Source organism: Zhihengliuella halotolerans (assembly GCF_004217565.1).
In the GTDB taxonomy this organism is placed as follows: Bacteria; Actinomycetota; Actinomycetes; order Actinomycetales; family Micrococcaceae; genus Zhihengliuella; species Zhihengliuella halotolerans.
Genome location: NZ_SHLA01000001.1, coordinates 2,151,218 through 2,162,924, shown reverse-complemented (window position 1 = coordinate 2,162,924; position 11,707 = coordinate 2,151,218). Strand labels below are relative to the sequence as shown.

The window sequence follows — 11,707 nt, the reverse complement described above, 5'->3', positions numbered from 1 at the left end:
GGTTCCCGCGGCCAGCGGGCGGACGAAGACCACCACAACGTAGGAGCCCGTGGGCCCAGTGTGCCGCAGGTTCAACCCGCCGGAAAGACCGCGGGCCCGGCACCGTATCGGTGCCGGGCCCGTCCGGGGCGTTCGCGTCAGCCGGCGTAGGAGCCCTGCATGAGCACCGCGCCGCCGTCGACTCCCTTGGCGCCCTGGACGAAGTCCGTGCCGGCCGCTGCGGCGTCGTCTGTGGTCTTCGCGATCGACCCCATGACCCAGCTGGCCACGCCGCGCTCACCCAGGCGGGCGATGGCGGCGTCGGCGGCCGAGGCCTCGACGATCGCGATCATGCCGACGCCGAGGTTGAGGGTGCGCTCGAGGTCAGCCTGCGGGACGCCGCCGAGCTGAGAGACGAGACGGAAGATCGCCGGCAGCTCCCACGTGCTGCGGTCGACCGTGGCCATGAGGCCCTGCGGCAGTACGCGCGCGAGGTTCGCGGCCAGGCCGCCGCCGGTGACGTGGCTGAAGCCGTGCAGCGGGGCGACGCCGTCCTTGTTCAGGGCGTTCACGAGGTCGAGACAGTCGGCCGCGTAGACCTTGGTCGGCACGAGGAGCTCCTCGCCGAGCGTCTTGCCGAGCTCGGAGACCTCACGGTCCAGCGCCCAGCCGGCGTGGTTGATCACGCGGCGGACCAGGGAGTAGCCATTGGAGTGGATGCCGGAGGAGGCCATGGCGATGACGACGTCGCCCTCGCGCACGCGCTCCGGGCCGAGGACCGAGTCGGCCTCGACGACGCCCGTCGCCGCGCCGGCGACGTCGTACTCGTGTTCGCCCAGCAGGCCAGGGTGCTCGGCGGTCTCGCCGCCGACGAGCGCGGTGCCGGCGATGGAGCACGCCTCGGCGATGCCGCGGACGATGTCGGCGATGCGCTCCGGGACGACCTTGCCGCACGCGATGTAGTCGGTCATGAACAGCGGCTCGGCGCCGACGACGACGATGTCGTCGACGACCATGCCGACGAGGTCGTGGCCGATCGTGTGGTGGATGTCCATGGCCTGAGCGATCGCGACCTTGGTGCCGACGCCGTCGGTCGAGGTCGCCAGCAGCGGCTTCTTGTACGTCAGCAGGCGCGAGGCGTCGAAGAGGCCGGCGAAACCGCCGACGCCGCCGAGGACCGACGCGTTGTGGGTCGCCTTGACGGCGTCCTTCATGAGTTCGACGGCGCGGTCGCCCGCTTCGACGTCGACGCCTGCGGAGGCGTAGGTGATACCTGCGGACTTGCTCTCAGGGGCGCTCATGCGGCTTTCGGTTCCTTACGTCGGTGGGGTGTGGCGCGGCTCAGGCGTGGGTTTCGGCGGTGCGGTCGGCGTCCGTGAGGGTGGGCTCGAATTCGGCGTCGGGACCCGGGTCGCATCCGCCCTCGGGGCCAGCGGCGGGGTTCTCGAGCAGGTTCTTGCCGAGCCGGTCCGCGTGCGGCAGCTCGATCGGGTAGTCGCCCGTGAAGCAGGCCGTGCAGAGGCGTTCGCGCGGCTGCTCGGTGGCCTCGATCATGCCGTCTTCGGAGATGTAGGCGAGGGTATCGGCGCCGACGGACGCCGTGATCTCCTCAATCTTGGCCCCGTTCGCGATGAGCTCGGCGCGCGAGGCGAAGTCGATGCCGTAGAAGCACGGCCACTTGATGGGCGGCGAGGAGATCTTGACGTGGATCGCGGCCGCGCCGGCCTCGCGCAGCATCCGCACGATGGCCCGCTGCGTGTTGCCGCGGACGATCGAGTCGTCGACCACGATGACGCGCTTGCCCTTGATGATGGGCTCGAGGGCGTTGAGCTTGAGTTTGATGCCGAGCTGGCGCAGGGTCTGCGAGGGCTGGATGAAGGTGCGGCCCACGTAGGCGTTCTTGACGAAGCCGTGCGCGAAGGGGATGCCGGATTCCTCGGCGTAGCCGATCGCCGCGGGCGTGCCGGACTCGGGCACGGGGATGACGATGTCGGCCTCGGCGTCGTTCTCGCGGGCCAGCTGGCGGCCCATCTCGACGCGCGCCTCGTAGATTGAGCGGCCGTTGATCGACGCGTCCGGGCGGGCGAGGTAGACGTACTCGAAGACGCAGCCGGCCGGCTTGGCCTCGGCGAACCGGCGGGAGCGGACGCCGTCCTCGTCGATCGCGATGAGTTCGCCGGGCTCGATCTCGCGGATGAAGCTGGCGCCGACGGTCGCGAGGGCGGGCTGCTCGGACGCGACGACCCAGCCGCGGTCCAGACGGCCCAGGACCAGCGGGCGGACGCCCTGCGGGTCGCGAGCGGCGTACAGCGTGCCCTCGGTCATGAAGACGAAGCTGAACGCGCCCTTGAGCTTGGGCAGCAGCGCCATCGCGGTGGACTCGAGCGTCGCGCCCTCCTGGCCGCGCAGCAGCGCCGTCACGAGCGCGGTGTCGGTGGTGTTTCCCTGGGCGAGCTCGCCGCGCAGGTTATCGCCCTGCTCGGCGCGGACCATGTCCATCAGCTCGGCCGAGTTGATCAGGTTGCCGTTGTGGGCGAGGGCGACGGTGCCGGCGCTCGTCGCGCCGAGCGTCGGCTGCGCGTTCGCCCAGTGGCTGGCGCCGGTGGTGGAGTAGCGGCAGTGCCCGACGGCGATGTGGCCGCGCATCGCGTTCAGGGTGTTCTCGTCGAACACCTGCGAGACCAGACCCATGTCCTTGTAGACGTTGATCCGGTCGCCGTCGCTGGTGGCGATGCCCGCGGACTCCTGTCCGCGGTGCTGGATCGCGTACAGACCGTAGTAGGTCAGTTTCGCGACATCCTCGCCGGGTGCCCAGACTCCGAAGACGCCGCACTCGTCCTGCGGCCCCTTTTCGTCGGGGAGAAGATCATGATTGAGCATTCCATCGCCACGCGCCATAGAGCCCATTCTCTCATGTGCCGGAGGGTAGTCGATGAGCCGGATCACGGTGCGTGATGGACGTCTCTTAGGTCACTCAGTAGCTCCGTAAACTAGGCTTCGGGGCCGCGGTTTGCGTCGTCGTCGCTGATCTCCTCGGCCCGCACCGTCTTGGCCTTCTTCAGCAGCACCTTGTCGACCAGGAGATAGGCCAGCGCGGCCAGGAAGACGCCGACGAGGCCGAAGAACACCATGAGGAACCCCGCGACGGCGCCGCGCGTGAACTCGACGTGCGGCTCACCCGAGTACGCCGAGACGAGCGCGAGAACGATGCCGACCGCGGCGCCGGTGCCGATGAACGGCCAGAACTTGGGGGAGCGGCGGACCTCGACGTCGATCGAGGCGGGGCGGTTCTCATTCTCGTGCGAATCCATGTCCGGAATTCTACCGAAGATAGAAGATGTTCCGGTGCGGCCGCTGGCCGCTTCAGAAGAGCGGCAGCACGCCGGCCAGGTCCGCGCGGATGCCGGACGCCGAGACTTTCCCCGACTGCTTGGCGTCGTCCCAGCCCAGTCGCCCGGTCGCCATCGCGAGCCAAACGCCCGCCGGCATCTCGACGACGTTCGGCGGGGTCCCGCGCGTGTGCCGGGGCCCGGCGATGCACTGGGCGACGCCGAACGGCGGCACGCGCACCTCAACCGAGTCGCCCTCCGCAGCCTCGGAGAGCTCCTCGAGCGCGTAGCGCACGGCCGTCGCCAGGGTTTTGCGATCCAGCACGACGGCGTCGGCCGCCGCCAGCACCGTCTCGGCCGACGCCTCGGTGTCCGCGTCCAACGCGCGCAACCATGCGCGCACGGCGTCGGAGCCAGGCTCGGGTGCGATCCGCCGTCGTACTCCCATGGCGTCAGTCCAGCAGAGCCACGACGGGCGCGGCCAGCCGCACGCCGCCGACGGGCTCGCCGCCGCCGAGGACCGGGCGCATTGCGCGGCTGAGCACCGGGCCGAGCGCGCCCGCGGGCACGACTCCTGCGGCGGCCAGGAGCGTGAGCCCCACCAGGGTCGCGCCGCGACCGTTCCCGTCGAGCATCTTGACCGCGCACGCCGTGCCGTCGGGGGCGCCGAGGATGAGCACGCCCTCCGCGCCGAGTTTCGCGATGATCTCGAGGTCCTCCATCACGACCGTGTTCTCCTCGCCGTGGCCGTGCACGGCCCACGGGTAGTCGAGCATCGCGGTCGCGATGGTGGCCGCCCGCGCGTTGGCGGACTTGTCCGACGGCGCCGCGGCCAGCCGGCCGGTCGCCCGGGCGAGGCCGCGCAGCGAGATCGCGGGCGCCGGGGCGCCGCAGCCGTCGACCGCGACGTGCGCGACGGACTCGCCCGCGTACTCCTCGAGGATCTCGACGACGCGGAGCTGCAGCGGGTGCTCGGCGTCGAGGTAGGTCGCCAGGTCCCACCCGTTCTCCACGCACGCCCACAGGAACGCGGCGTGCTTGCCGGAGCAGTTGAAGGCGAGGCGGGACTTCTCGGCGGGAAGGGTCCGGCCGCCGATGGCCAGCTCGCCGCGGGTCAGAGCGGTGCGGGTTCCCCCGTGCTGCGGCCAGGCGGCGGGGCAGCGCAGGTCGTCCGCGGAGAGTCCGGCGGCCCGCAGCATGCCGTCGGCGACCTCCATGTGCTCGGCGCTGCCGACGTGGCTCGCGCACGCGAGGGCGACCTGTTCGCCGACGAGCGGCGCGCCGGCCTGCATCGAGGCGAGCGCCTGGAACGGCTTGAGCGAGGACCGCGGGAAGATCGGTGTGGTGGTGTCGCCGAGCTCGAGCACGACCTCGCCGGCGGGATCGACGACGACGGCCGAACCGAGGTGCCGGGATTCGACGAATCCGTTGCGGTCGACGACGGCCAGGTCGACAGCGTCGTCGGTGGTGAACGTTCCGGAGCGGGGAGTGGCTGACATGCTCCCCATTCTCCCCTACGCCGTCCGGCGCCGGCGTCATTCCGGGGCTGCGTCGGGGCCGGGTTCGGGGTGGCGCCCGTGTGGATGCCCGAGGGGCACGAGTCGTTATTATGCGTCGTGATCTCGCCTCTCGACAGCAGTGAGTGACGATTCGACGGGGCGGAACAGCTCTGAGCGACGAGTCGACGGGGCCGAGGAGCAGCTACTAACGACTGGATGGGGCGGGCCGCGGCGAGCGACGCTTCCGAGGGATGCCCGGAATCGTTGCCGTTCGGCGGCGAGCCGAGGAGCGCCCGGCGTCATCCGCGGGACCCGACTGCCGTGCGGTGCCGCATGGCCGGTAGGCTTGGGCCTCGTGAAGGTTCTGGTGATCGGCCCCGGAGGCCGCGAGCACGCTCTTGTCCGTTCCCTGCTAGCCGACCCGTACGTCAGCGAAGTCCACGCAGCCCCCGGCAACGCCGGCATGGCGCAGGACGTCGCGACGCACGCGGTCGACGCGCAGGACCCCGCCGCCGTCGTCGCACTCGCGAGGACGCTGGAGGCCGACCTCGTCGTGATCGGCCCGGAGGCGCCGCTCGCCGCGGGCGTCTCCGACGCCGTGCGGGAGGCCGGGTTCCCGGTCTTCGGGCCGTCGAAGGCGGCCGCCCAGTTGGAGGCGTCGAAGGCGTTCGCGAAGGACGTGATGGCCGAGGCCTCCGTCCCGACCGCGATGGCCCGCGTCGCGACCACTACTGCCGAGGCCGCCGATGCGCTCGACGCTTTCGGCGCCCCTTACGTCGTCAAGGACGACGGGCTCGCCGCCGGCAAGGGCGTCGTCGTCACTGAGGACCGCGCCGAGGCCCTCGCGCACGCTGAATCCTGCTTCGCCGCGGGCGGCACCGTGGTCATCGAGGAGTTCCTCGACGGCCCGGAGGTCTCGCTGTTCGTCATCTCCGACGGCAAGCACGCCGTCCCGCTCTCGCCCGCACAGGACTTCAAGCGCATTTTCGACGGCGATGAGGGCCCCAACACCGGCGGAATGGGCGCCTACACCCCGCTCGAGTGGCTGCCGGCCGGCTTCGTCGACGAGGTCATGGAACGCGTCGCGTACCCGACCATCCGCGAGATGGATCGCCGGGGCACCCCGTTCGCGGGCGTCCTCTACTGCGGCCTCGCCATGACGAGCCGCGGCCTGCGCGTCATCGAGTTCAACGCCCGCTTCGGCGACCCGGAGACCCAGCCGGTCCTGGCCCGACTGAAGACCCCGCTGGGCGGCGTCCTGCTCGCCGCCGCCAAGGGCGAGCTCGACGACGCCGAGCAGCTGCACTGGCGGCCCGAGACGGCCGTCGGCGTCGTCATGGCGTCGGCGAACTACCCCGATTCCCCGCGCAAGGGCGACGCGATCGGCGGGCTCGCCGCGGCCGCCGCGCTCGAGAACGTCTCCGTGCTGCACGCCGGCACCTCGACCAACGACGCCGGCGAGATCGTCACCTCCGGCGGCCGTGTGCTCGCCGTCGTCGGCCTCGGCACGGACCTCGCTGCCGCCCGCGCGACGGCGTACGACGGCGTCGCGCGCATCTCGTGGCAGGGCGCCCAGTTCCGCCGCGACATCGCGGAGAAGGCGGCACTCGGCCAAATCCGTGTTCCCGGTGTCGCGAAGGGCCGGCACGTGGCCGAGGCCTCCGCGGCGGGGGAGAACGCCTGATGGCCGGGTTCGAGACCGACGCGCCCGTCCTCGACGGCTGGAAGCACGTCTACTCGGGTAAGGTCCGCGATCTGTACGCGCCGGCAGACGAGTCCGTGACCGACCGTGTGCTCGTCGTCGCGAGCGACCGCATCAGCGCCTACGACTCCGTGCTCGCGAGCGAGATCCCCGACAAGGGCAAGGTCCTCACCCAGCTGAGCCTCTGGTGGTTCGAGCAGCTCGATGTCGCCAACCACGTGATCTCCACCGACGTTCCGGCCGAGGTCGCCGGGCGGGCGATGGTCTGCAAGCGCCTGGCGATGTACCCCATCGAGTGCATCGCCCGCGGCTACCTGACGGGCTCCGGCCTGGCGGAGTACCGGGCGTCGCAGACGGTGTGCTCCCTGCCGCTGCCCGCCGGGCTCGTGGACGGCTCCCGCCTGGAACCGGCGATCTTCACCCCGAGCGCCAAGGCCGAGGTGGGCGAGCACGACGAGAACATCACCTACGCGCAGACCGTCGAGCGGGTCGGCGCGGAGGTCTCCGCGGAGCTCAAGCGCCTGACGCTCGACGTCTACACGGCCGCGGAGGCCATCGCCCGCGACCGCGGCATTGTCTTGGCCGACACCAAGGTCGAGTTCGGGCTCGACCCGGCAACGGGGGCCATCACCCTCGGCGATGAGGTCCTGACCCCCGACTCCTCCCGTTTCTGGGATGCGGAGACCTACGCGCCGGGCCGCGCGCAGCCGTCGTTCGACAAGCAGTTCGTGCGCGACTGGCTGACGTCCGACGCCTCCGGCTGGGACAAGACCAGCGGCGTCGAGCCGCCCGAGCTGCCAGCTGAGATCGTCGAGAAGACCCGCGCCCGCTACATCGAGGCCTACGAGCGCCTCACGGGGCGGACCTTCACCGCGTAGCGCGGCACCGCCCCGTCAGCGTCAGCGCAGGGAGTCCTGCCACGCGTGGTGCAGGGCGGCGAAGCGACCGCCGGCGGCGATGAGCTCGGCGGGGCTGCCGTCCTCGACGACGCGGCCGTCGTGCACGACGAGCACGCGGTCGGCGATCTCCACGGTCGAGAGCCGGTGCGCGATGATCAAGGCGGTCCGCTCGCCGAGAAGCCGTTCGAGCGCCTGCTGGACGAGCCGCTCGCTCGGGATGTCGAGCGAGCTCGTGGCCTCGTCGAGGATCAGCACCGTCGGGTCCGCGAGGAACGCTCGCGCGAACGAGATCAGCTGGCGCTGGCCCGCCGAGACGCGGCCGCCGCGCTTGTTCACGTCCGTGTCGTACCCCTCGGGCAGGGACTCGATGAACTCGTGCGCCCCCACGGCGCGGGCCGCCAGCACGATCTCCTCCCGGCTCGCTTCCGGCTTGCCGAGCGCGATGTTGTCGGCGACCGACCCGGAGAACAGGAAGGCCTCCTGGGTCACCATGACGACCGCCCGGCGCAGGTCCTCCTGCGAGAGGTCGCGCAGGTCGACGCCGTCGAGTGTGAGCTCGCCCGCGCTGAGGTCGTAGAACCGGGCGATGAGCTTGGCGAGCGTCGACTTGCCGGCGCCCGTCTGCCCGACGACGGCGACGGTCTGCCCGGCCGGAATCGTGAGGTCGAATTCCTGCATGACCACCGGGCCGTCGCCGTAGCCGAAGACCGCGTTCTTGAACTCGACGGTGCCCTCGGCGGTTTCGAGCGGTTTCGGGTGGGCGGGTTCGACCACGGTCGCGCGCTCCTCGAGCAGCCCGGAGACCTTCTCGAGGGCCGCAGTCGCCGCCTGGAACGAGTTGTAGAACATGGCGATTGCCTCGATCGGCTGGAACACGCGCTTGGCCGTGAGCAGCAGCCCGACGAGCGAGCCGACGGCGAGCGAGCCCTCCAGCACCCGGAACCCGCCGACGAGCAGCACACCCGCAACGGTGAGGTTGCCGATGAGCATCAGGACGGGCTGCAGGACGCCGAAGAGGAAGATGCTGCGCAGCGTGTTGTCCCGGTACTCGTTCGCCACCCCCGTGTAGGTGGCGTCGCCCGCGGCCTCGCGGCGGAACGCCTTGACCGCGCGGATGCCGGTCATTGTCTCCACGAACGTCGTGATGACGCGGGCCGAGAAGACCCGGGACTCACGGTAGACGAGCTCGGAGCGCACCTGGTACCAGCGGAAGATGATCGCGATCGGGAGAGCGGCGCCGACGACCACGAGGGCCGTCTTCCAGTCCAGGATGAACATGCTGATCGCCGTGAAGAGGATGAACGCGACGCCGGAGACCAGCTGCGAGATGCCCTGGTCGAGCAGTTCGCGCAGGGTCTCCAAGTCGGAGGTCTGCCGGGAGATGACGCGTCCGGAGGTGTAGGTCTCGTGGAATTCGAGGCTCAGCAGCTGCGTGTGCCGGAAGACTCGCAGCCGCAGGTCCAGCAGCATCGCCTGACTCACGTTGGCCGCGGCGTAGGTGTAGACGCCGAGCAGCCCGCCCGCCACGATCGCGGTGACCACATAGGCGCCGCCGACGAACCCGAGCGCGGCCATGTCGCCGTCGATCACGCGCGGCAGCATCGAGTCGATCGACCACGCCACGAGCAGCGGCAGTGCCGCCCTCGCCGCGGCGGAGACGAGCACGAGCAGCGCCGTGAGGACCAGCCGGCCCTTGATCGGTCCGGCCAGGGTTTTCAGCAGGCGCAGGGAACGACGCCGGACGCGACGCCGGTCTCCCGCGTCCAGGTCGATGTTGTCTTCGCCCGCAACGCCGGTCAAGCCGCTCATGCCCGACCTCCTTCCGTCGTCGTTCCTTCGGTGTTTAGCACGTCCTCGACGCTGGGTGGTTCGTCGCCGGCGGCGATGACGTACCGGTAGTGCTCGCTGCGGGCGAGCAGTTCGGCGTGGGTGCCGACGTCGACGATTCTGCCGGCGTCCATGAGGGCGACCCGGTCGGCGAGCATGACGGTTGAGGGTCGGTGCGCGACGATGAGAGTACTCGTGCCCTCGAGCACGGTCCGCAGGCGGGCGGTCACGGCCTCCTCGGTGCGCACGTCCAGAGCCGAGAGCGGGTCGTCGAGCACCAGCAGGCGGGGCTTGGCGGCGATCGCCCGCGCGAGGGCGAGGCGCTGGCGTTGGCCGCCGGAGAGCGAGAGACCCTCCTCGCCGATGAGGGTGTCGACGCCGGCGGGCAGCTCGTGCACGAAGTGCGCCTGGGCGACCTCGAGCGCCTCCGCGAGCATCTCGTCCTCGCTCCGGCCCGGCTCCGGGCGCGCGCCGAGCAGGACGTTCTCCCGCACCGAGGAGGAGAACAGGATCGAATCCTCGAAGGCGACGGCGACGGCGGTGCGTAACGCTTCGACGTCGTACTCCCTGACGTCGAGGCCGTCGAGCTCGACGGAGCCGGACGTGGCCTCGTAGAGGCGTGGGATGAGGTGCATGAGTGTGGACTTGCCGCAGCCGGTGCCTCCGACGAGCGCCATGGTCTCGCCGGGGCGGACCTCGAGGTCCAGGCCGTCAATCACGTTCGCGTCGGCCGGCGCGTCCGGGTAGCCGAAGGACACGTCGCGCAGGACGAGGTGGCCGGTCGGGTCGGCCGGGACACGCGGGGACGGCGGGGAGGTGATGGTGACGGGGGAGTCGATGACCTCGTAGTGGCGGTCGAGCGCGGTCTTGGTGGTCAGGGTCATGCCGAGCAGCATGCCGATGCCCTCGACGTGTCCGGCGAGGAACGCGGCGGTCGCGAAGAACGCGGCGAGGTCGCCGACGAGGAGCTGCCCCTCCGCGGCGAGCCAGATGCCCGTGAAGAGGCCGATGCCGAGCGTGACTTCGGGCAGCGCGACGACGAGGGCCATGAACCCCGCGAGTGTGCGGGCTTTGTGGATCTCGGTCTCGCGGAGTTTCTGGGCCTGCGCGTGGAATCCGTCGAGTGCCTCGCGGCCGCGGCCGAACGCCTTGATCACGCGGATGCCGTGCACGGCCTCCTCCACCGTGGTGGCGAGGTCGCCGGCCTGGTCCTGACTCAGACGGCTGGCGTCCCGGAAGACCGTGCGGAACTTGAAAGCGCGGATCGTGATCGGGATGGCGCCGGCGAGATAGATCAAACCGAGGATCCAGCTCGAGCTGAACATGAAGGCGAGGCCCGCGATGACGGTCAGAGACGAGACGACCAGCATGATCGAGCCGAAGGCCAGCCAGCGGCGCAGGAGCGACAGGTCACCCATCGATCGGGACAGCAGCTGCCCGGAGCCCCAGCGGTCGTGAAAGGCCACGGGAAGCTGCTGCAGGTGTCGGAAAAGGTTCAGCCGGAGGTCGGTCTCGATTTCGGCCGTCGGGGAGATGACGAAGATGCGGCGGAGCCAGACCAGCAGGGCCTCGAAGATGCCGAGGAGCGCGACGATGCCGACGCCGAGCCAGACGGCCGAGGCGACGCCGTCGCCGTCGAGGACGGTGTTGACGAGCCAGCCCAGCACTCGGGGGATGGTGAGTGCGACCACGCTGGCCAGAAGCGCGCAGATCGAGCCGAGCACGAGCCGCGCCATGATGGGGCGCAGATGGGGGACAAGTCGACCAAAGGTCTCGGTCAGCGTTGTGGTCCGGGGGCGGGTTTGGTCGTTCTGTTGGTGGTGCACCAAGGGGACAGCCTCGATCGATGTGTCAGAAGTGGGCGGCTGGTACGATTGGGCGCAGCACGGGAGTGGTTGGGCTTGCCCAATTGGTTTCAGCCCCTAGTCTGCCACTTTCTGAAGTCTCTTCAGGGGATATTTCAGATATTACGACGTGAGATGTCGGCCAAAGGTGCGCGGCGCCGGGCGCTCCGGGTCGTTTCGCTCAGAACGCGTCTCCCGAGCCCCTGTCATCGTAGGCGTCCCTGGCGGCTTCGACGTCGGCGATGTGAGTCTCGGCCCACGTGCCGAGGGCGGTCAGGGGCTCGCGCAGGGTCTGTCCGAGTGGCGTCAGATCGTACTCGACCCGCGGGGGCATCTGGTCGTACGCGGTTCGGGAGACGATTCCGTCGCGTTCCAGATCGCGCAGCGTGTCTGCCAGAACCTTCCCGCTGATCCCGTCCACGGCCCGTCGGATCTCCCCGAAGCGCAGGCGCCCGTCACTGAGGGCGATCACGATCATGGCCGTCCACTTGTTGGCGATGCGCGCGAGCGAAGTGCGGGACGGGCAGGTAGAGACCATGACGTTCCATGCCGGCGAATCATCCATGAGGGGCTCCCGAAGTCGGTTACGTTGAGGTAACAGGTTACCAGTGGTTACTTTGAGAGTGTT

Annotated in this window: 10 protein-coding genes; 2 read left to right on the top strand and 8 right to left on the bottom strand. The window is 70.2% G+C overall.

The annotated features are described in order from the left end of the window. Window positions 1–137: 137 nt before the first annotated feature. From purM to EV380_RS09810, 5 genes are all read right to left on the bottom strand, one after another. Entirely contained in the window at window positions 138–1,280 is a 1,143-nt protein-coding gene (gene purM / locus EV380_RS09830) for a phosphoribosylformylglycinamidine cyclo-ligase (protein WP_130451006.1), read from the bottom strand. Window positions 1,281–1,320: 40 nt separating this feature from the next. Then, complete coding sequence (gene purF / locus EV380_RS09825; protein ID WP_130451005.1) at window positions 1,321–2,877, bottom strand: amidophosphoribosyltransferase; 1,557 nt, start codon at window positions 2,875–2,877, stop codon at window positions 1,321–1,323. Window positions 2,878–2,969: 92 nt separating this feature from the next. Further along, window positions 2,970–3,290 (bottom strand): hypothetical protein, encoded by a 321-nt coding sequence (locus EV380_RS09820; RefSeq protein WP_102159076.1) that lies wholly within the window; start codon window positions 3,288–3,290, stop codon window positions 2,970–2,972. Between the two features lie 52 nt (window positions 3,291–3,342). After that, a complete protein-coding gene (locus EV380_RS09815; protein WP_130451004.1) occupies window positions 3,343–3,756 on the bottom strand; it encodes a sterol carrier family protein in 414 nt (137 codons plus the stop codon). Window positions 3,757–3,760: 4 nt separating this feature from the next. Further along, window positions 3,761–4,807, bottom strand: a complete 1,047-nt coding sequence (locus EV380_RS09810) for an asparaginase (protein WP_130451003.1) — start codon at window positions 4,805–4,807, stop codon at window positions 3,761–3,763. Between the two features lie 355 nt (window positions 4,808–5,162). Between EV380_RS09810 and purD the strand changes: the two genes are divergently transcribed. Beyond that, window positions 5,163–6,491, top strand: a complete 1,329-nt coding sequence (purD, locus tag EV380_RS09805; RefSeq protein ID WP_130451002.1) for a phosphoribosylamine--glycine ligase — start codon at window positions 5,163–5,165, stop codon at window positions 6,489–6,491. Then, window positions 6,491–7,387: a phosphoribosylaminoimidazolesuccinocarboxamide synthase gene (locus EV380_RS09800; protein WP_130451001.1), complete on the top strand. Its 897-nt coding sequence runs from the start codon at window positions 6,491–6,493 to the stop codon at window positions 7,385–7,387. Before purD ends, EV380_RS09800 begins: the two co-directional genes overlap by 1 nt. Before the next feature lie 21 nt (window positions 7,388–7,408). Here the strand turns inward: EV380_RS09800 and EV380_RS09795 are convergent, their stop codons facing one another. The 3 genes from EV380_RS09795 to EV380_RS09785 all read right to left on the bottom strand — a co-directional run bounded on the left by EV380_RS09795 (window position 7,409) and on the right by EV380_RS09785 (window position 11,644). Then, window positions 7,409–9,217 (bottom strand): ABC transporter ATP-binding protein, encoded by a 1,809-nt coding sequence (locus tag EV380_RS09795; protein ID WP_130451000.1) that lies wholly within the window; start codon window positions 9,215–9,217, stop codon window positions 7,409–7,411. Next, entirely contained in the window at window positions 9,214–11,061 is a 1,848-nt protein-coding gene (locus EV380_RS09790; protein WP_423219046.1) for an ABC transporter ATP-binding protein, read from the bottom strand. The genes EV380_RS09795 and EV380_RS09790 overlap by 4 nt, the downstream gene beginning before the upstream one ends. A 199-nt stretch (window positions 11,062–11,260) precedes the next feature. Further along, window positions 11,261–11,644, bottom strand: coding sequence for a winged helix-turn-helix transcriptional regulator (locus tag EV380_RS09785; RefSeq protein WP_130450999.1), 384 nt, complete (start codon window positions 11,642–11,644; stop codon window positions 11,261–11,263). Between the last annotated feature and the right edge of the window lie 63 nt (window positions 11,645–11,707).

What these genes read in the sequence shown, in the direction of transcription:
- EV380_RS09820 (WP_102159076.1), bottom strand. Translation starts at nt 3,290, where the DNA reads ATGGATTCGCACGAGAATGAGAACCGCCCCGCCTCGATCGACGTCGAG.
- purM (WP_130451006.1), bottom strand. Translation starts at nt 1,280, where the DNA reads ATGAGCGCCCCTGAGAGCAAGTCCGCAGGTATCACCTACGCCTCCGCA.
- EV380_RS09810 (WP_130451003.1), bottom strand. Translation starts at nt 4,807, where the DNA reads ATGTCAGCCACTCCCCGCTCCGGAACGTTCACCACCGACGACGCTGTC.
- EV380_RS09785 (WP_130450999.1), bottom strand. Translation starts at nt 11,644, where the DNA reads ATGGATGATTCGCCGGCATGGAACGTCATGGTCTCTACCTGCCCGTCC.
- EV380_RS09815 (WP_130451004.1), bottom strand. Translation starts at nt 3,756, where the DNA reads ATGGGAGTACGACGGCGGATCGCACCCGAGCCTGGCTCCGACGCCGTG.
- EV380_RS09800 (WP_130451001.1), top strand. Translation starts at nt 6,491, where the DNA reads ATGGCCGGGTTCGAGACCGACGCGCCCGTCCTCGACGGCTGGAAGCAC.
- EV380_RS09795 (WP_130451000.1), bottom strand. Translation starts at nt 9,217, where the DNA reads ATGAGCGGCTTGACCGGCGTTGCGGGCGAAGACAACATCGACCTGGAC.
- purF (WP_130451005.1), bottom strand. Translation starts at nt 2,877, where the DNA reads ATGGCGCGTGGCGATGGAATGCTCAATCATGATCTTCTCCCCGACGAA.